This window comes from Pseudomonas sp. 67(2021), from assembly GCF_017491835.1.
GTDB lineage: Bacteria > Pseudomonadota > Gammaproteobacteria > Pseudomonadales > Pseudomonadaceae > Aquipseudomonas > Aquipseudomonas atacamensis.
Genome location: NZ_JAFGYL010000014.1, coordinates 1 through 24337 on the forward strand (window position 1 = coordinate 1; position 24337 = coordinate 24337).

The following is a 24337-nucleotide window of genomic DNA, read 5'->3' on the forward strand; positions in this document are numbered from 1 at the left end:
GCCTGCTCACGCACCTGTACATCGGCACGGGCAATCTCCGCGCCCAATGTCGGCAGCGCGCAACCGGCCTCGGGTTGCTCGACGTGGGCCATGCTCAGGTACTGCTTCAGACAACGCTCCAGCCGCTGCCGATCTGCACCGCCCTGGCCACCAAGGCGCTCAAGACTTTCACTCAACTCTCGCTCGACGATGGCAGCGAACAACGCATCCTTGGATGAAAAGTGGCTGTAGAACGCGGCGCCACTCAAACCGATGGCTTTCATCAGGCCATCCACGCCCACCGTGGAAAACCCCGATTTCTTTGCCGACAGCGCGCTGCTTTGCAGCAATCGTTCGCGGGTTTCCGATTTGTGTCCGGCCGAATAACGCATGTCATCTCCTGAAGTAGATCGCCTTGACGCTGCCCGAATCCTAGCATAACGTTCGTTAACTAAACGATCGTTAACCCAAAGGGATTCACCCATGTATAACAAGAAGGTCGTGTTGGTTGTCGGGGCCGGTGATGCCACGGGCGGGGCCATTGCCAAGCGCTTTGCCAGTGAGGGATTTATAGCCTGTGTGACCCGGCGCAGCGCCGACAAATTGCAGCCTCTGGTTGACGCAATCATCGCTGATGGCGGTGAGGCCAATGGTTTTGCCTGCGATGCGCGCAAGGAAGATGACGTCATCGCCTTGATCGAAGACATCGAAACCCGCGTCGGCCCGATCGAGGCCTTTGTCTTCAACATCGGCGCCAACGTGCCCTGCAGCATTCTCGAAGAAACCGCGCGCAAATATTTCAAGATCTGGGAGATGGCCTGCTTCTCCGGTTTTCTCAATGCCCGTGAAGTGGCCAAGCGCATGGTCACTCGGCAGCGCGGCACGATTCTATTCACTGGTGCCACGGCCGGGCTGCGCGGTGCTTCTGGATTTGCCGCTTTCGCCGGAGCCAAACACGGCATCCGCGCACTGGCGCAAAGCATGGCGAGAGAGTTGGGGCCGATGAACATTCATGTCGCCCACGTCGTAGTTGATGGTGCGATCGATACCGACTTCATCCGCAACAGCTTTCCCGAGAAATACGCGACCAAGGATCAGGACGGCATTCTCGATCCAGAGCACATCGCCGAAAACTATTGGTATCTGCACAGTCAGCCACGGGATGCCTGGACCTTCGAGCTGGACCTGCGCCCATGGAACGAACGCTGGTAAGCCCTCCCCCCTCATTACAACAATAAGAGAGCGATTTGATCATGACGAAAACCGTGGAATTCTATTTCGACCTCGGCAGCCCCACCACCTATCTGGCGCACACCCAGCTAGCGAAAATCTGCGCCGATACCCAGAGCGAACTGATCTACATCCCGATGCTGTTGGGTGGCGTGTTCAAAGCCACCGGCAACGCTTCGCCGGCAATGATTCCGGCCAAGGGCCGCTACATGTTTCAGGACCTCGATCGCTTCGCCAAACGCTACGGCGTACAGCTCAGATTCAATCCGCACTTTCCAATCAACACGCTGATATTGATGCGTGCCGTCACTGGCATGCAGATGCGCCAGCCGCAGCGTTTCGCCGAATTCGTCGATTGCCTGTTCAGGGCGCTTTGGGTAGAAGGCCGTAACCTCAACGATCCGCAAGTCATTGCCGCCGTGCTGCCTGAAAACGGCTTCGACCCCCAAGAGATAATGGCGCTGACCAACGATGAATCGGTAAAAGCCGCACTCAAGGAAAACACCGAAGCCGCCATCAAGCGCGGCGTTTTCGGTGCCCCCAGCATGTTCATTGGCGATCAGTTGTTCTTCGGTCAGGATCGACTCGACTTCGTAGAAGAGGCATTGCGCCAGGATTGAAGCCGAGCCCCAAGGCACCGCGAGCGGCGCCTTGGGTAAATCGATCAAATGGCCACAGTGCGCTCGTTCAACCAGCTCAACGCCGCGCCATCCAGCAACGGGCTCAGACGCTCGCGTACTTCACTGTGATAAGCATTGAGCCACTGCTTTTCTTCCTGGGTCAGCAGGTCAGCAATCAGGCAGCGAGTATCGATCGGGCACAGCGTCAGGGTTTCGAACTTGAGGAAGTCGCCGAATTCGCTGCTGCCGGCCTCGCGGTTCATCGCCAGGTTCTCGATGCGCACGCCCCAGCGGCCCGGGCGATAAGTGCCGGGTTCGATCGAGGTAATCATCCCCGGCTGCATCGCCGTCTGCGGTGCCGGTGCCGCTTGATAAGCGATCACTTGCGGACCTTCGTGAACGTTGAGGAAATAGCCCACGCCATGACCAGTGCCGTGGCCGTAGTCGACGTTGTCAGCCCAGATCGGCGCACGAGCGATGGCGTCGAGCAGCGGCGACAGAATGCCTTTCGGAAATCGTGCCCGCGACAGCGCAATCACGCCTTTCAACACGCGCGTGCAATCCTGTTTCTGCTCCTGGGTCGGCGTACCCACCGGGACCATGCGCGTGATGTCTGTGGTACCGCCGAGGTATTGACCACCGGAATCGATGAGCAACAGACCATCACCCTCGATCACCGCATGCTCTTCTTCGGTAGCGTGATAGTGCGGCATCGCGCCATTGGCGTTGAACGCGGCAATCGTGTTGAAGCTCAGCGAAACGTAATCGGGACGACGCTCACGGGCAGCGGTAAGTTTCTCGTCGATGGTCAGTTCGGTGATGCGCTCGCGCCCCCACGCCGATTCCAGCCAGGCAAAGAATTCGCACAACGCCGCGCCATCCTGCTCCATCGCTTTACGGATGTGCTGCGCGTCGGCTTCGCTTTTCTGCGACTTGGCCAACGTAGTCGGGTTGAGGCCTTCGACCAGTTTCACGCCACTGTCCAGGTTATCCAGCAACCCCGTGGTCACTCGCGCCGGATCGACCAGCAGGCTCGCGCCGCTCGGCACAGCACGCAACGCATCGGCCACTTCGCTGTAGTCACGCAGCGTCACGCCATCCTGCTCCAGTACCGCGCGCAGATCGGCATCGACCTTGCTCAGCGCCACAAACAGCGTGGCCTGTTGCTGATTGATCAAGGCGAACGAAACAAACACCGGATTGAACGAGACATCACCACCACGCAGGTTGAACAGCCAGGCGATGTCATCCAAGGTGGCGATGAAGTGCCAGTCGGCACCACGTTCTTGCAAGGTTTCGCGCAATTTCGCCAGTTTCTCGCCACGGCTGACGGTCGCTTGCGGCGGCAGATGCTGATAGATCGGCGCGTTCGGCAGGCTCGGGCGATCACGCCAGACTTCCTGCAACAGGTCGATATCGGTGCGCAGGCGAGCACCGCGTGCCTCGAGCTTGCTGCTCAGTGTGCGCGCCGAAGCCACCGCCATTACCGCACCATCAACGGCAACCACGCCGCCCTCGGGGGTTTGCTCCGCCAGCCAGTCCAGCGGGCTCGGCTGCCCCGGTTGCAGCTTGACCAGTTCGATGCCGCTGCCGTTGAGCTCTTTCGTCGCCTGTTCCCAGTAACGACTGTCGGCCCACACACCGGCGAAATCCGCAGTGACGATCAGCGTACCGACCGAACCGTGGAAACCCGACAACCATTGCCGGCCCTGCCAGTAACCCGGCAGGTATTCCGAAAGATGCGGGTCGGCGGACGGCACCAGCAGCGCATGGATGCCTTCGCGGCGCATCAGTTCACGGGTATGCGCCAGGCGCTGAGGCACCGATCCTTCGGTCAAGGTGTGGGAACTCATCATGTCTCCTGCTAATCGCGTCATCGTTATTGTTCGTAGCCTTCGCGGCCATGGAAAGCGTCTGCTGTTTAGAGCCCTGTCGCCCAGAATGCCGGAGCACTGGCGCAGGCGGTGGTGATCAGGTCAACGGCCTTGTCGACATCCTCAACGGTGGTAAACCGCCCGAGGCTCAAGCGAATGGTGCGCCCCGCCAGCCGCGCATCGTGTCCGAGCGCGAGCAGCACGTGGGACGGCGCATTACTTGCGGAATTACACGCCGACGTCGCGGAAAACGCGATCGAATGGCTCAATGCGGCGCTGTTGAACTCGCCCTCGCTGAAGGTCAGGCTCAGGGTGTGCGGAATACGTTGCGAGGCACTGCCATTGAGGCGCACGCCGGGTAACTTCAAAAGCTGTTCGAGCAAGCGTTCGCGCAAAGCGATGATGAATTTTTTCTCTTCATCGAATGCGTCGGCGGCCAAAGCGAAAGCAGCGCCCATCCCGGCAATCTGATGAGTCGCCAGGGTTCCGGAGCGCAGGCCACCTTCATGACCGCCGCCGTGGATCTGTGCCTGCAAGCGTTGCTGCGCCTGCGGGCCGACATACAAGGCGCCGATGCCCTTGGGGCCGTAGAGTTTGTGCGCGGAAAAGGACATCAGATCCACCGGCCAGCGGCTCAGATAGATCGCGACTTTGCCCGCGCCTTGCGCCGCATCAACATGAAACAACGCCTGCCGACTGCGCACCACTTCGCCAATCGCCTCGACATCGTTGACCGTGCCCAACTCGTTGTTGACCAGCATCAGCGAGACCAGAAACGTGTCGTCACGCATCGCTTCGCTGACCGCTTGCGGCGTGATCAAGCCTTGGGCGTCCGGCACCAGATAGGTCACGGCAATGCCCGAGTCCTGCAATTGCCGCGCGGTGTCGAGAATGGCCTTGTGTTCGATCTGACTGGTAATGATGTGCCCGCCGCAAACGCCACGGGCCTGGGAGACGCCTTTGAGGGCGAGGTTGTTGGACTCGGTGGCACCGGAGGTCCAGACAATCTGCTCAGGCTGCGCGCCGACCAGATCGGCTACTTGCCGACGCGCCTGCTCGACCGTCTGCCGGGCCTGCTGGCCGAAAGCGTGGGAGCTGGACGCCGGGTTACCGAAGTTACCGTGAAAACCCAGACATTCGATCATCACCTGGATGACCCGCTCGTCCACCGGGGTGGTGGCGGCGTAATCGAAATACAACGGACGTGTGTTCATAAAGGACTCGCAGAGCGTGTTCCGGGATCAGGAGGCTCGTGTCTGCAAACGACGATGCACAGCCTCGTGAGCTGTGCATGGGTTCGAGAGCGTCATCAATACCTGATCGGATGCCGTTAAAGAAGTAGGGCTTCATTAAAAGTGCGTAGGAACGCTCCTGAAACCGAGCTTAACAGGCATCGGGCCGGCGATTGAAGCAATGCGTCAGTGAAAGCTTTCGAGAAGTAACGGATACAACGAGATCACCAACAGCGCTGCCATGCCCCAATTGAACACGCGCAACCAGCGCGGATCTTTCAGCACATTGCGCAACAGCGTGCCGCACGCCGCCCACAGGCCGACACTGGGCAGATTGATGATGGCGAACACCGCCGCGATGATTACGACGTTATAGAAATAACCCTGCATCGGCGTGTACGTGCTGATGGCGCCGATGGCCATGATCCACGCCTTGGGATTGACCCACTGGAACGCCGCGGCGCCCAGATAGCTGATCGGTTTCGCCTCGCCGTGGGCACTGTCGCCGACCGGGCCGGAGTGGGCGATCTTCCACGCCAGATACAACAAATACGAGGCGCCGACATATCGCAGCACCGTATACAGAATCGGATAGGCCTGAAACACCGCGCCAAGGCCGAAGCCCACCGCTACCACCAATAAAAAGAAGCCGCAGCTGATGCCGAGCATGTGCGGAATGGTGCGGTTGAAACCGAAATTCACTCCGGACGCCAGCAACATGGTGTTGTTCGGCCCCGGTGTGATCGAGGTGACAAGGGCAAACAGGGCAAAGCCCAACAGCAGATCAAGCGAGAGGTTCATCGAGGCAGTCCACCCAGGGTCATTCAGCTGTTGACCCTATCCCACACGGCCCGGCAAACCCACGGACAGTTAGGGAAAACTTCAAGCAGTACAGTTTGCCTTCAGCTCGGACGACCGTGCAGCTGTATGGCACGTTCGGCGCTCATCTCACCCTGTTGGTCGAAGCCGAAAGTCTTCTGCGGCTGGCCTAGCAATTGGGCTTTTTTCGCGTGGTATTCGTCGAACGACAAGCCGCTGCGGTTCAGCGCTTCCAGCGCCAGTTCGCGGGATTCTTCAGCGGTGTAAGGGCGCAGCTCGGGCGAAACATGGCCGGCACAACCGGCGAGTACGGAAACAGCGAGCATCAGCGAAACAGTCAGTAAACGGTTCATGGGAGCGTCCTGGCGAGCAATGTGGGGTCGATGGAGAAAGGCTACGCCCGGGCACGCTCGCGCAGAAATCAACGCTCTCAATAGTGGCTATCAGCTTTGCGCTAATACTGGCTGACCGGCAAAAGGCAGTGCAGCGCGTCGTCGTGGCTGCGGGCGATACTGCTGTGCACCTGGAACGAGTTGAAGGTCACGTTTTTCGCCCGATGGGTACGGATCAATTGCCAGAAATCCTCCTCGCCGCTTTCGAAACTGCGAAACGCCGCCTCCCCCGCTTCGCGGCTCTGCCATTGCAAAAAGCTCAGCACGCGGCGGCCGTCGTCGCTGGCCTGCACGCTGGCGCTGAGAAACCCGTCGTAACGCTGGGCCAGCCCCTCGGTCTGCGTGGCCAGTGCCGAGACCAGCGCTGCTTGCTGGCGGGGTTCGATTTCGAATTCGATCAATTGGGTAAAGCTGCGATTGCTCATGGAAAGCCCCCACTCATCTTGAAGCGAGCCTTGCGACCCGAAGAGCTGCAGGGTAAAACCTCTAGTTAAGTCAAGGTCAAGAGTATTTTTTGCATGATCAGCAAGGACCAGGTGCACAAGCCTCTCACCGTCGGCGAAGTTGCGGCGCGCAGTGGCGTCGCGGTCACCGCGCTGCATTTTTATGAAGCCAAAGGTTTGATCAAGAGTGAGCGCAATGCCGGCAATCAGCGCCGCTATCCGCGCGCCGTCCTGCGCCGGGTGGCGTTGATCAAAGTCGCGCAACGGCTGGGAATACCGCTGGCGGAAATCGGCGAAGCGCTGAAGATCCTGCCGCAGGATCGCGCGCCGTCGGCGACGGACTGGAAAATGCTGTCTGAACAATGGCAGCGCGAGCTGGATGAACGGATCAGGCAACTTACGCTGATGCGCGATCAGCTCACCGGGTGCATCGGCTGCGGCTGTCTGTCCATGGAGGCGTGTCCGTTACGCAATAAGGGCGACATGCTCGGTGACCGAGGGCCAGGCCCGCACTTTCGCGATGAGTGATGACGCTGCTCGTCGGCGGAAAATCTGTGCAGTAAGGACGGTTCTATAGTGATTGCTCCGGGTAAATCCGGTGTAACCACATCTGTTGAAAACAAAAACAGGGAGAACGTCATGAGCGTCAAACCCATTCCCGAGGGGTATCACAGCATTACCCCGTATCTCGGCATCCAACAGGCTGCCGAGGCCATCGATTTCTACAAGAAAGCCTTCAATGCCAGCGAAGTCATGCGCCTGACCATGCCCGACGGCAACATCGGCCACGCCGAGCTGCGCATCGGCGACAGCGCGATCATGCTCGGCACGCCTTGCGATCAAGGGCCGTTGAGCAATCCACAGCAGGCGGTGTCGATCGGCTTGCACCTGTATGTCACCGATGTCGACCAGTCCTTTCAACAAGCGCTGGATGCCGGGGCGCAAAGCGTCTCCGAGGTCAAAGACCAGTTTTACGGTGATCGCAGCGGCACGCTGAGAGATCCGTTCGGCCATCTGTGGTTTCTCGCCACGCACAAGGAGGATCTGAGCGAAGAGCAGATTCGCCAGCGTGCGATGGAGATGTTCAGCCAAGGCTGAGGGCTTTTTGCTTGGGATCAACCGGCAAAAAGGCACTGCCGATGTAATTGCGAAACATTTACTTTCATATCCGCTTTCGGGATTTTCTTCGCTCATCCGTCTTATAGGAATGCAGGCCGTTCGCGTAGGCAAAAGCCACGAACGGCCTCCCGGGGAGTTCCGTGCTGCGAAGCCCGTAGCCCGGCCCCTTCCACCGCAATCAAGACGCGCAATCATGTCGAAGAAATCCCGTTCCAAACTGTGGTTCCTGGTGCATAGCTGGCTGGCGTTGCCGATCTGGTTCTTTGTATTGATCGTCTGTGTCACCGGCACGCTGGCAGTGGTCAGCCAGGAGATTGTCTGGCTGGCCAACCCGCAAATGCGCGCCAGTCAGCCGTCGGACGATGCGCCGCGACTGAGCTATGACCAGATTCTCGCCGCGATCAAACAAGCCGAGCCGCAAACCCTGGTGCAGAGCATCAATCGTCCGGACGAGTCGCACTTTGCCCTCGACGTCGAAGTCAGCTACCCCGACGGGCGCTCGTTGACGGTCTATGTCAATCCGTACACCGGCGTCATCCAGGGCACCGCGCCGGCCTTCGATTTCAAGGCGTTCACCCGCGCCCTGCATGGCTGGTGGCTGGTGCCGTTCACCAATGGCTACAGCTGGGGCTGGTATCTGGTGTCGCTGCTCGGCGTGCCGATGCTGGTGTCGCTGATTACCGGGCTGGTGGTGTACAAGCGCTTCTGGAAAGGTTTTCTGCGCCCGACCCTGCGCGTGCGCCACGGCGCGCGGATTTTCTGGGGCGACTTTCATCGCCTGTGCGGCATCTGGTCGATCTGGTTCATCGCGGTGATTTCCATCACCGGCATCTGGTTCCTGATCAAGGCGATCCTGTTCGATAACCAGATTTCCATTTCCAGCGAACCGATCATTCCGGCGATGTCCCGCGAAAGTGTGCCGATCTCGGCCGCCGGCACCCCGCCGCCGCGTATCAGCCTGGATCGCGCCATCGAAATCGCCCAGCAGAAGATTCCGGGCCTGGAAGCCAGCTACGTCAACCTGCCGGGCAATGCCTACTCGCACATGAGCGTCAGCGGCCGTGGCTGGTATCCGCTGATGTATCAGACCGCGACTCTCAACCCGTACAACGGCGAAATGGCCTCCTCACGGTTGCTGTCCGATCGGTCCTCGCTGGAATTCGTCACCGAATCCATGCGCCCGCTGCACACCGGCGACTTCGGCGGCATCTGGATCAAATTGATCTGGTTCTTCTTCGGTCTGTTGCTGAGCATGATGATTCTCAGCGGCCTGCTGATCTGGACCAAGCGCACCGCCTTGGCCACCGCCAATGCGCTGAAACGCGAGGACAAGAAAAACCGCGTCACCGCTCAACCGGCGCTGCGCCGTGAACCTTCGGAGGCGAGCCTGTGAACAAAGCCATCTCGGTCACACCGCCCTCGCGCCTGTCGCGTTTCTGGCACAAGTGGCGTTTCCACATCAATGTCCTGCTGTTGCTGATCCCGCTGGGCTTCATGCCGAAATACTTTGCCGATGCTTCGCTGTTTCGCGGCGACAGTGGCCTGGGCCAACGGGAAATAGGCACCGTCCAGATCGGCCCGTGGAGCCTGCGCCTGGCCGAACTGCGCGACGAGGCACCGCACCTGAGCGGTCCGGCCGGCTATATGAAGGATTTCACTGCCGCCGTTTGTGATACCTGCGTCGAACAGGTCAAGGCTACTTACCTGCGCATCGGCAAGCCGCGCAGTCTGCGCGCCGCTGGCACGATCTTCTTCGGTACGCCTTATCGCATGGGCACGCAAATGCCGATCCCGGCAAAGACCAAACCTGACGCCGAGCTGTGGATCACCATGGAAGGCTGGGACGGCAGCATGCACCAAGCCGCGATTCCCCTGAGCCAAGCCTCCCCCGCCACGGTTGCGTGGCTGAACAAACAAGGAGCCAAACCATGACTCGCTCACCCCTTCAGACCCGTTTGCTCGCCAGCGCCGCGCTGCTGCTGAGCGCCGGTTTCAGCGCCAGCACCCTGGCGCACAACCCGATGTGCGAATGCAAAGCCATCGATGCCGAACAGATCAAATGCACCGGCGGTTTCTCCGACGGCAGCGGTGCGCCGGGGGTGACCCTCGACGTGATCGGCTACGACGAAACCATTCTGGTGCCGGGCAAATTGGGTGATGACTCGACGCTGACGTTCAAGAAGCCCGGCAGCGAGTTCTATGTGCTGTTCGACGCCGGCCCCGGCCACGTGGTGGAAATCGACCAGGCGGATATCGAAGCCCCATGAGTAGCCCGACGACGCAAGTGGTACGCCCGGCCGGCGCCGGTCATGAAACCCTCAATGTGCTGCTGTTGTGCTTGCTGATCCTCGCGGTCGCCGGCTCGGTGGTGGCGTGGCGCGGGGTTTCCCATGAACCGGAGCCGGTCGCCAGCAACCAGTACGACGCCCGCCGCGATCTCAGCGCCGCCGAGCAAGGCATCTATGCCGACCTGCGGGTAACCCTCGACGAAATCCGCTTGCTGCGCGAAGAGCAACAAGCCCTGCCGACGCCACAAATGCTCGCTGACGAAGGTTTCGCGCCGTTCGCGCAGGACGCCAGTTCGGTCAGCCGTGGTGGTCACGCATGGCAGATGCTCGCCGAACGCGCCTATTTCGGCCGTAGTGCGACGCCTGATGTCGCCGGTTCATTTCTGATGCGTGTCGGCACTGACGCCAACGCGGCGCCGGACATCTGGCTCAAGCGCAGCGCCGATCCCGCGCCTGCTGAAGATCTGTCTGACGCCGCGCTGTCCGCCGCTGGCTGGAAACAGATCGTCGCGCAATTCGATGCCGGGGTTACCCGCGAACATCGCCATTGATTCCTCGCCTTTATCCGAGAGAAGACTGCTTGCCCATGTCCATTTCATCTCCTCGCCGTCCCTTGTTACGCCTGTTTCTGCTTGGTCTGTGCGCCTGCCTGCTGAGCCCGTTGGCCAGCGCCGAGCAAGGCAAACGCCTGCGCATCGGCATTACCCTGCATCCGTATTACAGCTACGTCGCCAACATCGTCGGCGACAAGGCCGAAGTGGTGCCGCTGATTCCTGCGGGCTTCAATCCGCACGCCTACGAACCGCGCGCCGAGGACATCAAGCGCATCAGCGGACTGGACGTGATCGTGCTCAACGGCGTCGGTCATGACGACTTCGCCGACCGGATGATCGCCGCCAGCGAAACACCCAACGTCAAAACCATCGAAGCCAACGAGAACGTGCCATTGCTGGCGGCCACCGGTGTCGCTGCGCGCGGCGCCGGCAAAGTGGTCAATCCGCACACGTTCCTGTCGATCAGCGCCTCCATCGCCCAGGTCAACAACATCGCCCGCGAGCTGGGCAAGATCGATCCGGATAACGCCAAGATCTACATGCAAAACGCCCGCGCCTATGGCAAACGCCTGCGGCAGATGCGCGCCGACGCTTTGGCCAAACTGACCCAGGCACCCAACGCCGAACTGCGCGTGGCCACAGTGCATGCGGCTTACGACTATCTTTTGCGCGAATTCGGTCTGGAAGTGACGGCCGTGGTCGAGCCCGCCCACGGCATCGAGCCAAGCCCGAGTCAGCTGAAAAAGACCATCGACCAGTTGCGTGAACTCGACGTCAAAGTGATCTTCTCGGAGATGGATTTCCCGTCCAGCTACGTCGACACCATCCAGCGCGAATCCGGGGTGAAGCTGTACCCGCTGTCGCACATTTCGTACGGCGAATACACAGCCGACAAGTACGAAAAGGAAATGACCGGCAACCTCAACACCGTGGTTCGGGCGATTCAGGAGTCGGGGGCATGACGTCGAAAGAAACCCTGATCCCTGACAACACCAATAACCCGGTGGGAGCGAGCCTGCTCGCGAAGGCGCCGGATCAGGCAACATCTTCGCTGAATGACGCACCGCATTCGCGAGCAGGCTCGCTCTCACCGGGGATAACCGGGCCATCGCTGGAGTTTACGGAAGTGAGCCTGACGCTGGGGCGCACGACGATTCTCGACAAGGTCACTTTCCAGGTGCAGCCCGGCAGCGTGCATGCGCTGGTCGGCCCCAACGGCGGTGGCAAGAGTTCGCTGATCAAGACCCTGCTCGGGCAGATGCCGCATCAGGGCCAGCTCAGCCTGCACTGGCCCGGCGAGCCCGGCACCATTGGTTACGTCCCGCAGGCGCTGGAGTTCGATCGCGGCCTGCCGATGACCGTCGACGATTTCATGGCCGCCATGTGTCAACGGCGTCCGGCCTTCCTCGGTTTGAGCAAACACTACGCCGGCGCCATCGGCGAGGCACTGGAGCGCGTCGGCATGCAGGACAAGCGCAAGCGCCGCATGGGCGCGCTGTCCGGCGGCGAGCGGCAGCGGGTGCTGCTCGCGCAGGGCTTGATTCCGGCGCCGCAATTGCTGGTGCTTGACGAGCCGATGTCGGCCCTCGATGAAGCCGGGATTCAGGTGTTCGAACGTCTGCTGACTGACTGGCGCGCGGCGGGCATCACGGTGTTGTGGATCGAACATGACCTGGAGGCGGTGGGTCGGCTGGCCGATCGGGTTACCGGTCTCAACCGCCGCGTGCTGTTCGATGCCACACCGCAACAGGCGCTGACTCCGGAACGTCTGCTGACGCTGTTTTCCACCCATCCACGGAGCGCGGTCTGATGAGCTACGAAGCCTTTCGTTTGATGGTCCAGGGTTGGGCATCGTCCGGTTATCTGCCCGAGGCGCTGGCCTACGGTTTTGTGGTCAATGCGCTGCTCGCCGGCCTGCTGATCGGCCCCGTGCTGGGCGGGCTCGGCACGCTGGTGGTGGTCAAGCGCTTCGCGTTCTTTTCCGAAGCAGTCGGCCATGCCGCGTTGACCGGTGTCGCCATCGGCATTCTGCTCGGCGAACCCTACACCGGCCCGTACGGCAGCCTGTTCGGTTACTGCCTGCTGTTCGGCATCCTGCTCAATTACTTGCGCAACCGCACCGGACTGGCACCGGATACGCTGATCGGCGTGTTTCTCTCGGTGTCACTGGCACTGGGCGCGAGCCTGCTGCTGATTCTCGCCGGCAAGATCAACGTGCACATTCTGGAAAACGTGCTGTTCGGTTCGGTATTGACCGTCAACGGCAATGATCTGGCAGTGCTGGCCATCGTCGGTTCGCTGGTCATGGCCCTCGCCCTGCCGCTGTACAACCGCATCATGCTCGCCAGTTTCAATCCGCAACTGGCGGCGGTGCGTGGCGTAGCGGTGAAGACCCTGGATTACCTGTTCGTGATCCTGGTGACCTTGATCACCGTCGCGGCAGTGAAGGTGATTGGCGCGATTCTGGTCGGTGCCTTGCTGGTGATTCCTGCGGCAGCGGCGCGCTTGCTCAGTCAGTCGCTGAAAGGGTTTTTCTGGTGCTCGGTGCTGATCGCTACCGTCAGCACCCTGTGCGGGATTCTTGCGCCGATCGTATTCGATCTGCCGATCCCGTCCGGCGCCGCGATCATTCTGGTCGCCGGCATCGCTTTCGCCCTCGCCGCCATTGCGCGCGGCGTCGTCCCCAGCCTGAAAGGGAACCTTGGATAAATGGCTTTTTCATTGCGTAACCTGACTCTGGCCATGGCCCTGTATGGCGTGGTCTGCACTCCGTTGATGGCGGCTGAAACTGCGAAACCGTTGCGCGTTCTGGCCTCGTTACCGATCACCTATGGATTGGGCGAAGCATTGCTCAAGGGCACAAACGTCAACCTCGAACGCGCGGCGCCGGCCAACCTGCCCGGCAGCCGCCAGACCGCGTATTTCACCGGCCGTGGCGCTCCGGCGCTGAGCAAACTGGCCACCGACGCGGACGCGGTAATCGGTCTGCGTTCGCTGTGGGCCGATGATCCGCTGTACCCGATCGCGCGGCGCAGCAATATCCGTATCGTCGAAGTCGACGCTGCGCGCCCGGTCGACGGCGCCCTGCCCGGCATCGCCGTGCAGCCGGGCCTGCAGGTTGATGGGCTGAACAGTCAGCCATGGCTGGCGAGCAACAACATGGGGCGCATGGCCGATGTGATGGCCGCAGACCTGGTGCGCCTGGCACCGAGCGCCAAGCCTGCAATCGAAGCCAACCTGGCGGCGTTGAAACAGCGTTTGCTGAAACTCAGCGCGGACACCGAAGCGCGTCTGGCCGAGGCGGACAACCTGAGCGTGATGAGCCTGAGCGATCACTTCGGCTATCTGATTGGCAGCCTCAACCTTGAACTGGCCGGACAGGATGCGCGTCCCGATGCCGATTGGACCCCAGAGGAGTTGAAGAAGCTGACAGCGACGCTCAAGGACAATGACGTGGCGGTGGTGCTGCACCATCGCCAGCCAGCGGAGCCGGTGAAAGCAGCGATTGCCGAATCCGGCAGCCGTTTGGTGGTGTTGAGTACCGATGCGGCCGATCCGCTGGCGGAGCTGGAGGGGAATGTGGATTTGTTGCTCAAGGGGTTGAGCGGAGCGTAGTTTTAGTAAGTCCGCGTTATCGTTCTTCGCGAGCAGGCTCGCTCCCACAGGGGATCGCATTTTCAACTGTGGGAGCGAGCCTGCTCGCGAAGAGGCCTGCGCCCACAACGTCACTCCAGGCATGAAAAAACCCGCTGACCATCACTGGTCCAGCGGGTTTCTTTTGCCCGGTCGCTTATTGCGCCGCGACTTGCGCATCCATCTTCTGGCGCAGGCTCAATGGGCGCATGTCGGTCCAGACTTCTTCGATATAGGCCAGGCATTCCTTTTTCAGGCCGCTCTTGCCCACGGTGCGCCAGCCTTGCGGCACAGCTTTGTAATCGGGCCAGATCGAGTATTGCTCTTCGTGGTTGACCACGACCTGAAAGAGGATGTCCTCGCGGTCGAATACTGACGTCATGCTGGTTCTCCATCGTTGTAAGGTCGGCTGCACAAGGAATGCAGCCGGGTATGTAGAAAGAACGTTCGCCGCGCGGAAAAATTTACAGCGCGGCGGTGGCAGCGGCCAATGCGCGACCGAAGATCTCGGCCACCCGGTCGATTTCCGCGGCAGTGATCACCAGCGGCGGCAGGAAGCGCACCACTGCGCCATGGCGACCGCCCAGCTCCAGAATCAGGCCACGCTTGAGGCATTCACGCTGGACCAGCGGCGCCAGACGCGCAAACGCTGGCGGATGACCGAGCGCGTCGGGCGCGCCGTTCGGGTCGACCAGTTCGACGCCGAGCATCAGGCCACGCCCACGAATATCGCCCAGCTGCGGGAAGTCGCGTTGCAGGATGTGCAGATGCTCGCTGAGTCGATCACCCATGGCGGCGGCGTGCTCGCAAACCTTGTGCTCCACCAGATAGCGCATCACCGCTGAACCGGCGGCCATGGCCATCTGATTGCCGCGGAACGTGCCGGCATGGGCGCCCGGTTGCCAGGTGTCGAGCCAGTCGCGGTAAACCACCACCGCCAACGGCAGGCTGCCACCGATGGCTTTGGACAGTACAACCACATCCGGAACGATATCCGCGTGTTCAAAGGCAAACATCTTGCCGGTACGGGCGAAACCGCTCTGGATCTCATCAACGATCAACGCCACACCGGCCTTCTCGGTAATCCGGCGCAAGCCGCGCAACCACTCGATGTCCGCCGGTATCACGCCGCCCTCGCCCTGCACCGCCTCGACAATGACCGCCGCCGGCAATTGCACCCCGGCCTCGGGATCGTTGAGCAGGCTTTCCAGATAACTCAGATTGGCGTTGACGCCCGCTGCGCCGCCGAGACCGAACGGGCAACGGTAATCGTAGGGAAACGGCATGAACTGCACGCCGTTGCTGAGCAACGCACCCAGTGGTTTTTTCGGTCCCAGGCTGCCCATCAGGCTCAACGCCCCTTGGCTCATGCCGTGATAACCGCCGGAAAATGACAGCACGGTGCTGCGCCCGGTTGCGGTGCGCACCAGTTTCAGCGCTGCTTCCACGGCGTCGGTGCCGGTCGGGCCACAGAACTGGATCTTCGCTTGCGCCGCCAGCTCTGTCGGCAGCAGCCCGAACAGGTCCTGGACGAATTGATCCTTGACTGGCGTGGTCAGGTCGAGGGTGTGCAGCGGCAACTCATCGGCCAGCACTTGCTGGATCGCCTCGATCACCACCGGGTGGTTATGCCCCAGCGCCAGCGTGCCGGCGCCGGCCAGGCAGTCGATGAATGTACGCCCTTCGACATCCTCGACATACAGGCCCTTGGCGCGCTTGAGCGCCAGCGGAATGCGACGCGGATAGCTGCGTGCGTTGGACTCCTGTCGGCTCTGCCGCGCCAACAACGGTGATTCGTTGAATTCGAACAACGTTTCCGCCGGCGCCGAGGCGACCCGGGCCGACGACGCTTCGATAAGACTGGTGGCGACTGACATCTCTCGACCCCTCAATTCGCTATGGATAGTGACCAAAACAGCACACCGACAGGTGCGCGTTCCGGTCGCGGGGCGCACTTGCAGGTTTTCCTGTTCTGGAAACGCTTCAGCGCGGTGCGGATTTACACCCTTGATCGAGTTGTCCGGCCGGTGAGGGCAAAGGTTTGCGCAGCGGCACGGTTTGCAAGCCGTTGGAAAGACCGGGTGGCGCTGCCTGTTGGTAACCCAGGTGCCGATAGAACCCCTCGGCGGTGCGGGTGCTGTTGAGGTGAGCATTGCGCACACCGCGAACCCGCAACCAGCCTTCGACATTCTGCATCAGCGCCCGGCCGACGCCTCGGCGGAAGGATTCCGGCTGGACGTAACACAGCAGGATTTCGCCACTGACCCGGGCCATGCCGACACCGACCGGTTTGTCATCAAGCAAAGCGACGCAGAGATAGAAATGTGGGTCGGCGAGCCGGCTACTGATGAAATCGGCGTGAGAACGGTTGAGCCAGTCGCTTACGAGAAGTGGATGGTTGCGGTGATCGAGTGCACATCCGATGCGGATCGAGCGCTCGACAATACGGTTGATGATGCCGGTGTCGGCCAGGGTGGCCGAACGTACGCAGACGGGTGCTTCCATGGCGCAGTTCCCTCAATCCATTGAGTCAAAGCTGGGTTGACCTTAGCCCCAACCCTGGCGGATAGCGAACGCCGAGAAGTTACATTTGATGTGCCAGAACATGTTCTTTTTGTGGGAGCGAGCCTGCTCGCGAAAGCGTCGGACCAGTCAACGTCGATATTGGATGACTTACCGCATTCGCGAGCAGGCTCGCTCCCACAGGGGATCCGAGGTGAGATCAGAGGGTTTGCAACGGCATGGTCAGTTCGACCCGCAAGCCATCGGGGCGGCTGTCGAAATGCAGGGCGCAGTCACAGCGCTGAACAATCGCCTGGACAATCGCCAGACCCAGCCCGCAGCCGGTGCTCTGCCCGTTGCGCCAGAAGCGTTGGGTCAGATGCTGCAAATCATCCGGCGCAATGCCCGGGCCATGGTCACGCACGACAAAACGCACGCGATTGCCGATGTTTTCCAGATGGACCTCGACCGCGCAATCTTCAGGCGTATGGCGCAGGGCGTTGTCGAGCAGGTTACGCAGTGCAGCAATCGCCAGCACAGCAGGCATTTGCAGCGGTGCGGCGGACAGGTCGTCCGGCACGTGCAGTTTGATCCGCAGCCGTTCACCGCCAGTGGCGTCCTGAATCGCCAGTCGGGCCACTTGCTCGGCGCTGCATTGCGAGCCGTCATCAAACGACAGACTGCCTTCGACCCGCGCCAGCAACAGCAACTGTTCAAGGGTGCGGTGCAAGCGATCGGCGCCCTCCTCGGCGCGGGCCAGCGACTGATCGCGGGCACTGCCATCGGTCATGCGCGCGACTTGCAGGTGGGTCTTGATCGCCGTCAGCGGACTGCGCAGTTCATGCGCGGCGTCACCGGTCAGGCGACGTTCACGCTCGATGGTCTTGCCGATGCGCTGGAACAATTGATTCTGGGTTTCCAGCAACGGCTTCAATTCGCTGGGAAACGCCTGCAACTGCAATGGCTCAAGGGAATCGGCATTGCGCCGCATCAGCGCCTCGCGCAGACGATTGAGTGGTGCAAGACCCTGACCGATGCCCAGCCACAGCAGGCACAGGCAACCCAGCAAGGCCACACCGACCGGCACCGAAGCGGCGAGCAGAATCGACATGTTCAAGGCTTCGCGTTCGATCTGCCGATCCGCCGTAGTGATGCGCACATCGCCCCGGGCCAGGGTGAAACTGCGCCACGGTGCGCCGTCGATCATTTGATCGTGGAAGCCCATTTTCTCGGCTTCCAGCGCTTGCTCGGGGTTGTTGTGGCTTCGCGCGAGAATCTCGCCGCGCAATGAGCTGACCTGACAGGCCATGCCGCCGGGAATGTTCAGCTGTTCAGCACTGAAGTGGGTGCCCTCGCCCTTGCTCGGCAGCGTCGGCAATTGCTCAAGCAAACCGGCGACCATGCGCGCCGAAGCGACCAGTCGCTGGTCGAGGGAGAACATCATCTGATTGCGCAGATCGCTGAGCATCCACGCCGCCGCCAGCGCCCAGATCAACGCGAAGGCAGCGCCGAGCGTCAGACTCAGGCGCAGGCGCAGACTCATCACTTGCCTTGCTCTCCGCCATCGGCAGGCCCGAGGCGATAGCCCAGACCACGCACGGTTTCGACGATGCCTTTGCCAAGCTTGCTGCGCAGATGATGGATATGCACGTTCAGTGCGTTGCTTTCCAGTTCGTCGTTGAAGCCGTAGACGCTGTCCTTCAGTTGCTCGGTGGACAGCACCCGGCCGCGATTGTGCAGCAATGCCTGCAACAGCGACTGCTCGCGGCGCGACAGGTCCACCGGTTGCCCGGCGAGGCGGGTTTCGCGGCTGCTCGGGTCGTAGGTCAGCGCGCCGTGCTCGATCAGATTGACACTGCGCCCGGCCACGCGGCGCAACAGCGTTTGCAAGCGAGCGAACAGTTCGCGCAGGTCGAAAGGCTTGAGCAGGTAGTCGTCAGCGCCGGCCTGCAGACCGTCGACACGATCGGTCACCGAGTCACGGGCAGTGAGGATGAGAACCGGGATTTCCAGGCCGCTCTGCCGCAATTGCTGGAGCAACTTTAGGCCATCTTCGTCGGGCAACCCGAGATCGAGAACCATCACGTCGAATTCGGCGACCTTGAGCATCGCCCGCGCCTTGGACGCGGTATTGACGTGCTCGACGGTCAGGCCCTGTGCCTTGAGCCCGGCGACGATGCCGCTGGCGATCAGCTCATCGTCTTCGCAAACCAGTACGTGCATAGGGGCTCCGGAAATAAAAAAGGCGAGTGAAGCAGGCAAGGATTAAGGGGCAATTATGGCGGCACACGTCGACTTCGCAAAGCTGCAAGAGAATGCAATCAGGTTGTCGCAGCCCAGCAACCCACGCGAGCCTGCCATGCAAACTTTATCACCCCGCTATCCATTCAGAAACAATTCCAGCCTTTATCGCCATCGCAACTTCATCTAGTTTCAACTGGCAACTTCAACCCCACACTTAAATGGACTTTTAAACATGACCAACTTGAATAACTTTGTTGCCATAGACTGGCGCTCCGGCCCTGATCGTATTTATTTTTTCTTCAAGGACACCGATACCTATTCGCGCTTTGATCTTGGCGACAATAGTGTCCCGTCCAATTATCCAGCCGCCACGGCAGGCAACTGGGACAACTTTGCCCCGTATACCAAAGATCTGCGCTTTGGCTTGACTACCACTTCCTTCGGCTGGAACGCCGGAAGTGACGAGGATATTGCCTGGCTTTTCTTTTATGACGGAACAACTCCGATGGTCTGCAAATACGATCAGGACAGCGATAAAGTTGCCGCCTTCTACAAGGTAGCCGACTCGGTATGGAAGCCGATTCTTCCATATTTTGACAAGATCATCGCCGGCACCTGGTTTCAACTGACCGGCCACCCTTTCCTGTTTCGATTCATCCTCGATGACGGCCACTACTTGTCTTTCGACTACAAGGCCAAGACCGTCAAGTACAACCGTTTCGGCGAATATCAGCTGGCCGCGCTGAAACCTTACAAGGACCGGATAATCACCGCGGCGCAGAATGACCGGACATTTGCAGACAGTTACTGGTATATCTTCCTGACCAACAATCAGTACCTCACTTACAACATTCAGTCCGACCGACTCGTTGCCGGCCCCAGAACCATTGATGACGGTAATTGGCCCGGCCTGCTGCGCGGCTGATTGGTCAATCCCGGCGAGCCTAGTAGGATAGGGTTAATTATCGGTTAATCGCCGCCGCCCATCCTGCACCCCACTTGCACAGGGACAAGGCTCCTCCATGCGTCATTTTTTTCTTCTGTTTGTTCTACTGGTTTCCGGTCTGGCTCAGGCCGGAAACAATCCGTTCGAGTCCAAGCCGGACTTTTTACCCGTCGACAAGGCATTCGTACTCACCTCCGAGCTTCTGGACTCGGGCGAAACCCAGCTGTTCTGGCAGATCACTGACGGCTACTACCTGTATCAGAAACGCCTGAAATTCGACGGGCTGGCCGCCGATCAGCAGCCGGTGTTGCCTGAAGGCGAATCCCACAGCGATGAGTTTTTCGGCGAGCAGCCGGTGTACCGCCAAGGCCTGGAAGTGAAAATCCCGGCAGCGGCCAGCGGTCAGATCAAGGTCAGTTATCAGGGCTGCGCCGATGCCGGTCTGTGCTATCCACCGCAAACCCGGGTGATTGACCTGGGTGGCAAAGCCGCAGCAACAACAGGCGCTGAAGCCCCGGATCAGGCTTTGGCCAGCAGTCTGCAACAACGGGCGCTGGGCTGGAGTCTGCTGGTGTTCTTCGGCCTTGGCCTGCTGTTGGCGTTTACCCCGTGTTCGCTGCCGATGCTGCCGATTCTCGCCGGGATGATCGTCGGCAGTGGCGCCACACCACGGCGCGGGTTTGCCTTGGCCAGCAGCTACGTGATCTGCATGGCACTGGTTTATGCGGCGATGGGCGTGATTGCTGCGCTGCTCGGTGCGAACCTGCAGGCGTGGTTGCAGAATCCTTGGTTGCTCGGCGCATTTGCCGCCATTTTCGTGGTGCTGGCATTGCCGATGTTCGGCTTCTTCGAGCTGCAACTGCCGGTGGCCCTGCGTGATCGTCTTGAACATGCGTCGCGCAGCCGCAGCGGCGGCAGCCTGATCGGGGCCGGTGTGCTGGGCGCATTGTCCGGTCTCTTGGTCGGGCCGTGCATGACCGCGCCACTGGCCGGCGCGCTGCTGTACATCGCACAGAGCGGTAACGCGTTGCACGGCGGTCTGATTCTGTTTGCACTGGGCATCGGCATCGGTGTGCCGCTGTTGCTGCTGGTCACCGTGGGCAACCGCTTCCTGCCAAAACCCGGGGCGTGGATGAATCTGCTCAAGGGCATATTCGGCTTCCTCTTTCTTGCCACTGCATTGTTGATGCTGCGCCCGGTACTGGACCCGTCGTTGTGGTTGGGGCTGTGTGGTGCACTGCTGTTGATCGCCGCTTACAGCGCCTGGAAACAATCCGCAGGGTTTGGCCGCGTCGCGCAGATGTTTGGCGCCCTGTCCTTGTTGCTCGGTTTGTGGGGCAGCTTGTTGGTGATCGGTGCGGCGGGCGGCAGTGATGATCCGTATCAGCCATTGCAGGTCTACAGCGCCGGCCCTGTCGCCAGCGCGGCGCCGACGGGTCACGATGCCTTCAGCACAATCAAGGAACCGGCGGCACTGCAACGCGAACTCGACGCGGCCAAGGCTCAAGGCCAGTGGGTACTGCTCGATTACTACGCCGACTGGTGCGTGTCGTGCAAGGTCATGGAGAAGAAGGTGTTCGGTGAGGCCAAAGTCATGCAGGCCCTGAGCGATGTGCGCCTGCTGCGCCTGGATGTGACCGCCGACAACGCTGCCAGCCGTGAGCTGCTCAGTCGCTATAAAGTGCCGGGGCCGCCGACGTTCATCTGGATCGGCGCTGACGGCGAAGAACGCCGCAGCCAGCGCATCACCGGCGAGGTCGATGCCGACACCTTCCTGCAACGCTGGTCCGCCACCCGAGATGCCAACTGATGCTGACGTTCACCCTCGGCACCTTCGCCATCGCGCTCAACCACCTGCTGCTGATCAGTGCTCTGGCGCTGGCGACATTTGTCGGCTGGCGAGTGGCCAAGCGCGGCGGCGAGAACCCCGAGTCGGCGCTGTTCAGCCTGTTTTTGCTGGGCATGCTCGCGGCGCGCGTTGCGTTTGTCGCGCTGTACTGGTCGCACTATCGCAATGACCCGTGGCAGATCATCGATCTGCGCGACGGCGGTTTCCTCGCCTGGCCCGGGGTCATCGTGCTGTTGCTGACGGCGTTGTATCGCGGCTGGCGCCGGCCCGCTTTGCGTCGACCGTTGGGCTTCGGCGTGGTCAGTGGCGTGGCGTTCTGGCTGCTTGCCACCCTGTCGCTGAATATCTACGAACAGGGTACGCGCCTGCCGGATATTTCCCTGCGCAACGCCGCTGGCGAAACCATCAAGCTCAGTGAGTATCAGGGCGGGCCGCTGGTGATCAACCTGTGGGCGACCTGGTGCCCGCCGTGCCGGCGAGAAATGCCGGTGCTGGAAAACGCCCAACACCAGCGCCCGGATCTGACGTTCTTGTTCGTCAATCAGGCCGAAAGCATGCAAAGCGTGGCGACGTTCCTGGAAACCCAGGGCCTGAGCCTGAACAACGTGCTGTTCGACCCCCGCGGCCGTCTCGGTCAGGCCGTGGGTTCCATGGCGTTACCGACTACGCTGTTCTATAGCCCGGACGGTCGCTTGCTGACCAGTCACCTCGGTGAACTGTCGAACGCCAGCCTCGCCCGCGCCCTGGAAACCTTCGACACTTCGCCTTCAAGCCCGAATCAGGCCGTTGCCCCGGCCAACTCTGCAAGGAAACTGCCATGCCCCGCCTCCGCCACCTGCTGACGCTGACCCTGGGCACTGCCCTGCTGCACTTGCCGTCGGTACAGGCTGCTGAAGAACTGCCTGCGGCGATCAAAAAGATCGAAGCCAAGGGCGCGAAAATCGTCGGCCAGTTCGACGCCCCCGATGGCCTGCGCGGGTACGCCGCGCAATATCAGAATCGCGGCATGGCGCTGTACCTGACCCCAGACGGCAAACACGTCGTGGTGGGTAATCTGTACGATGCCGACGGCAAGGACCTGAGCAGCGAGCCGTTGCAGAAACTGGTCTACGCACCGATGTCCAAGGAAGTCTGGGCCAAGTTCGAGGCGAGCAACTGGATTCAGGACGGCAACAAGGATGCACCGCGCACGGTGTACCTGTTCAGCGATCCGAACTGCCCGTACTGCAACATGTTCTGGGAACAGGCACGGCCATGGGTCAAGGCCGGCAAAGTGCAGTTGCGCCACATCATGGTCGGCATCATCCGCGAAGACAGCCCGGGCAAATCAGCCGCGCTGCTGGCGGCGAAAGACCCGGCCAAGGCCCTGCAAGATCATGAGAGCGCCGGTAAGGGCAGCGCGCTCAAGGCCTTGAAAGACATTCCGGTCGCCGTGCAGAGCAAACTCGCGGCGAACATGCAGTTGATGGAAGACCTTGAACTGCAGGCCACCCCGGCGATTTTCTATATGGATGACAAAGGCGAACTGCAACAACAGCAAGGCGCGCCTTCGCCGGACAAGTTGGTGAAGATTCTCGGGCCTAAGTAGCTTTTTCATTGCTTGGACCGGCCCTTTCGCGAGCAGGCTCGCTCCTACAGTTGACTGCATTCCCTCAGTCAGAATGCGATTAGCTGTGGGAGTGAGCCTGCTAGCGAATGAAGCTCACTCGGTGTGTCAGTTGCGCTCGGCCAGAAACGCCAGCAGTGCCTCAGTGACAAACTCGGGATTCTCCAGATTGGAGATATGCCCCGCCTCCGGTACCAGCACGCACGGGCAACCAATCAATTCAGCCATTTCCCGTGCTTCCGAGGGTGGCCGCGGTTTGTCCTGATCGCCGCACAGCACCAGTGTCGTCTCCGGGTTCAGCTCGTCCAGGCGTGGCAACAGGTCGTCGCGGCCAAACGTGATGCGGCCCATAGGCACGATGCTTTCGCGCAGACGCTCGGGCGAGTAGCTCTTCAATTTCGCGCGGAAGTCCTGATATAGCGCCGACTGCGGGTCGATGCCCGGGCGGAAGAAGATCGGTACGACAATGTCGAGCAATTGTTCGGAGATGGTGCCGCTGTCTTCGATCTGCTTGAACAACGAGAAGTAATACTGCCGGGTCGGTTCCGGCTCGACGCCGACGTAGGTGTCCATCAGCACCAGACCGTTGAGACGTTGCGGTGCGGACAGTGCCAAACGCGCGCCCCACATGCCGCCGACCGACAGCCCCACCAGAGTCACGCGGTCGATGTCCAGATGATCGAGCAAGGCCTGTGCCTGACGGGCGATGTCGTCCAGCGAGGTTGTGCCTTCGGGTAACTTGCCGGACTCGCCATGCCCCCACAGATCCAAAGCAATGACGCGATAGTGTGGGGTCAGCGCGGCGATCTGCGGCGCCCACATCGCTTGATCCCAGAGATAACTGCCAGCCAGCAACACGGCCGGGCCGGTGCCTTGATCAATGTAGTGCAGTGCTTGTCCGTCAACCGTGAAAAAGGGCATCGACCACCTCCGCGAGAAAAAACAGAACCGGCAGACTGAGCTGCCGGTTGTTGATCGTCAAGGTTGGAAATGTACAGTCATGTACT

28 protein-coding genes are annotated in these 24337 nt (G+C 60.8%); 16 read left to right on the forward strand and 12 right to left on the reverse strand.

Translation table 11 applies throughout. The annotated features are described in order from the left end of the window. Positions 1-371, reverse strand: a 371-nt coding sequence (locus J5M66_RS17410) for a TetR/AcrR family transcriptional regulator (RefSeq protein WP_207817493.1), incomplete at its 3' end; no start/stop codon positions are given. 91 nt (positions 372-462) lie between these two features. On the opposite strand from J5M66_RS17410, the gene J5M66_RS17415 reads away from it, so the two are divergent. Further along, the gene (locus J5M66_RS17415) at positions 463-1191 is read left to right on the forward strand and encodes an SDR family oxidoreductase (RefSeq protein WP_207807710.1); all 729 of its coding nucleotides are present in this window, start codon (positions 463-465) and stop codon (positions 1189-1191) included. A 41-nt stretch (positions 1192-1232) separates the two neighbouring features. After that, on the forward strand, positions 1233-1829 hold the full coding sequence (locus tag J5M66_RS17420; RefSeq protein ID WP_207807711.1) for a 2-hydroxychromene-2-carboxylate isomerase: 597 nt from the start codon (positions 1233-1235) through the stop codon (positions 1827-1829). A gap of 44 nt (positions 1830-1873) precedes the next feature. Here J5M66_RS17420 and J5M66_RS17425 read toward each other — a convergent pair whose 3' ends face one another. From J5M66_RS17425 to J5M66_RS17445, 5 genes are all read right to left on the reverse strand, one after another. Beyond that, positions 1874-3682 (reverse strand): aminopeptidase P family protein, encoded by a 1809-nt coding sequence (locus J5M66_RS17425; protein ID WP_207807712.1) that lies wholly within the window; start codon positions 3680-3682, stop codon positions 1874-1876. Positions 3683-3750: 68 nt separating this feature from the next. Then, complete coding sequence (locus J5M66_RS17430) at positions 3751-4917, reverse strand: aminotransferase class V-fold PLP-dependent enzyme (RefSeq protein WP_207807713.1); 1167 nt, start codon at positions 4915-4917, stop codon at positions 3751-3753. A gap of 204 nt (positions 4918-5121) precedes the next feature. Continuing rightward, a complete protein-coding gene (locus J5M66_RS17435) occupies positions 5122-5736 on the reverse strand; it encodes a LysE family translocator (RefSeq protein ID WP_207807714.1) in 615 nt (204 codons plus the stop codon). A 101-nt stretch (positions 5737-5837) separates the two neighbouring features. Beyond that, positions 5838-6107 (reverse strand): hypothetical protein, encoded by a 270-nt coding sequence (locus tag J5M66_RS17440; RefSeq protein WP_016770723.1) that lies wholly within the window; start codon positions 6105-6107, stop codon positions 5838-5840. Positions 6108-6208: 101 nt separating this feature from the next. Continuing rightward, positions 6209-6571 (reverse strand): antibiotic biosynthesis monooxygenase, encoded by a 363-nt coding sequence (locus J5M66_RS17445; RefSeq protein ID WP_206421807.1) that lies wholly within the window; start codon positions 6569-6571, stop codon positions 6209-6211. Positions 6572-6664: 93 nt separating this feature from the next. Between J5M66_RS17445 and soxR the strand changes: the two genes are divergently transcribed. The 10 genes from soxR (at position 6665) to J5M66_RS17495 (ending at position 14165) form a co-directional block, all read left to right on the forward strand. Continuing rightward, positions 6665-7117 (forward strand): redox-sensitive transcriptional activator SoxR, encoded by a 453-nt coding sequence (soxR, locus tag J5M66_RS17450; protein WP_207807715.1) that lies wholly within the window; start codon positions 6665-6667, stop codon positions 7115-7117. Positions 7118-7228: 111 nt separating this feature from the next. Beyond that, complete coding sequence (locus J5M66_RS17455; protein ID WP_207807716.1) at positions 7229-7687, forward strand: VOC family protein; 459 nt, start codon at positions 7229-7231, stop codon at positions 7685-7687. 214 nt (positions 7688-7901) lie between these two features. Further along, positions 7902-9101, forward strand: coding sequence for a PepSY domain-containing protein (locus J5M66_RS17460; protein ID WP_016770800.1), 1200 nt, complete (start codon positions 7902-7904; stop codon positions 9099-9101). Further along, the gene (locus tag J5M66_RS17465) at positions 9098-9640 is read left to right on the forward strand and encodes a thiamine pyrophosphate-binding protein (RefSeq protein WP_207807717.1); all 543 of its coding nucleotides are present in this window, start codon (positions 9098-9100) and stop codon (positions 9638-9640) included. The genes J5M66_RS17460 and J5M66_RS17465 overlap by 4 nt, the downstream gene beginning before the upstream one ends. Then, complete coding sequence (locus J5M66_RS17470; RefSeq protein ID WP_122700099.1) at positions 9637-9975, forward strand: hypothetical protein; 339 nt, start codon at positions 9637-9639, stop codon at positions 9973-9975. Before J5M66_RS17465 ends, J5M66_RS17470 begins: the two co-directional genes overlap by 4 nt. Further along, positions 9972-10547: a DUF6162 family protein gene (locus J5M66_RS17475; RefSeq protein ID WP_073472510.1), complete on the forward strand. Its 576-nt coding sequence runs from the start codon at positions 9972-9974 to the stop codon at positions 10545-10547. The genes J5M66_RS17470 and J5M66_RS17475 overlap by 4 nt, the downstream gene beginning before the upstream one ends. A gap of 35 nt (positions 10548-10582) precedes the next feature. After that, a complete protein-coding gene (locus J5M66_RS17480) occupies positions 10583-11512 on the forward strand; it encodes a metal ABC transporter substrate-binding protein (RefSeq protein ID WP_207807718.1) in 930 nt (309 codons plus the stop codon). Beyond that, complete coding sequence (locus J5M66_RS17485; protein WP_243432938.1) at positions 11509-12360, forward strand: metal ABC transporter ATP-binding protein; 852 nt, start codon at positions 11509-11511, stop codon at positions 12358-12360. The genes J5M66_RS17480 and J5M66_RS17485 overlap by 4 nt, the downstream gene beginning before the upstream one ends. Further along, on the forward strand, positions 12360-13259 hold the full coding sequence (locus tag J5M66_RS17490) for a metal ABC transporter permease (RefSeq protein ID WP_007917717.1): 900 nt from the start codon (positions 12360-12362) through the stop codon (positions 13257-13259). The genes J5M66_RS17485 and J5M66_RS17490 overlap by 1 nt, the downstream gene beginning before the upstream one ends. After that, the gene (locus tag J5M66_RS17495; RefSeq protein WP_207807719.1) at positions 13260-14165 is read left to right on the forward strand and encodes a zinc ABC transporter substrate-binding protein; all 906 of its coding nucleotides are present in this window, start codon (positions 13260-13262) and stop codon (positions 14163-14165) included. 175 nt (positions 14166-14340) lie between these two features. On the opposite strand, the gene J5M66_RS17500 is transcribed toward J5M66_RS17495, so the two are convergent. The 5 genes from J5M66_RS17500 to J5M66_RS17520 all read right to left on the reverse strand — a co-directional run bounded on the left by J5M66_RS17500 (position 14341) and on the right by J5M66_RS17520 (position 18908). Beyond that, entirely contained in the window at positions 14341-14565 is a 225-nt protein-coding gene (locus J5M66_RS17500) for an MbtH family protein (protein ID WP_016770808.1), read from the reverse strand. Positions 14566-14647: 82 nt separating this feature from the next. Continuing rightward, entirely contained in the window at positions 14648-16060 is a 1413-nt protein-coding gene (locus J5M66_RS17505; protein ID WP_125917365.1) for an aspartate aminotransferase family protein, read from the reverse strand. Positions 16061-16166: 106 nt separating this feature from the next. Beyond that, positions 16167-16688: a GNAT family N-acetyltransferase gene (locus tag J5M66_RS17510; RefSeq protein WP_016770810.1), complete on the reverse strand. Its 522-nt coding sequence runs from the start codon at positions 16686-16688 to the stop codon at positions 16167-16169. Positions 16689-16905: 217 nt separating this feature from the next. Beyond that, a complete protein-coding gene (locus J5M66_RS17515) occupies positions 16906-18228 on the reverse strand; it encodes an ATP-binding protein (protein ID WP_038860405.1) in 1323 nt (440 codons plus the stop codon). After that, positions 18228-18908: a response regulator gene (locus J5M66_RS17520; protein ID WP_016770812.1), complete on the reverse strand. Its 681-nt coding sequence runs from the start codon at positions 18906-18908 to the stop codon at positions 18228-18230. The genes J5M66_RS17515 and J5M66_RS17520 overlap by 1 nt, the downstream gene beginning before the upstream one ends. Before the next feature lie 253 nt (positions 18909-19161). On the opposite strand from J5M66_RS17520, the gene J5M66_RS17525 reads away from it, so the two are divergent. From J5M66_RS17525 to dsbG, 4 genes are all read left to right on the forward strand, one after another. Further along, positions 19162-19854, forward strand: coding sequence for a hypothetical protein (locus J5M66_RS17525; protein ID WP_110601462.1), 693 nt, complete (start codon positions 19162-19164; stop codon positions 19852-19854). A 97-nt stretch (positions 19855-19951) separates the two neighbouring features. Then, on the forward strand, positions 19952-21685 hold the full coding sequence (gene dsbD, locus J5M66_RS17530; protein WP_207807720.1) for a protein-disulfide reductase DsbD: 1734 nt from the start codon (positions 19952-19954) through the stop codon (positions 21683-21685). After that, positions 21685-22566, forward strand: coding sequence for a TlpA disulfide reductase family protein (locus J5M66_RS17535; protein ID WP_207807721.1), 882 nt, complete (start codon positions 21685-21687; stop codon positions 22564-22566). Before dsbD ends, J5M66_RS17535 begins: the two co-directional genes overlap by 1 nt. Further along, positions 22542-23312: a thiol:disulfide interchange protein DsbG gene (gene dsbG, locus J5M66_RS17540; RefSeq protein ID WP_110601469.1), complete on the forward strand. Its 771-nt coding sequence runs from the start codon at positions 22542-22544 to the stop codon at positions 23310-23312. Before J5M66_RS17535 ends, dsbG begins: the two co-directional genes overlap by 25 nt. A gap of 126 nt (positions 23313-23438) precedes the next feature. On the opposite strand, the gene J5M66_RS17545 is transcribed toward dsbG, so the two are convergent. Beyond that, the gene (locus J5M66_RS17545) at positions 23439-24251 is read right to left on the reverse strand and encodes an alpha/beta fold hydrolase (protein ID WP_123443504.1); all 813 of its coding nucleotides are present in this window, start codon (positions 24249-24251) and stop codon (positions 23439-23441) included. Between the last annotated feature and the right edge of the window lie 86 nt (positions 24252-24337).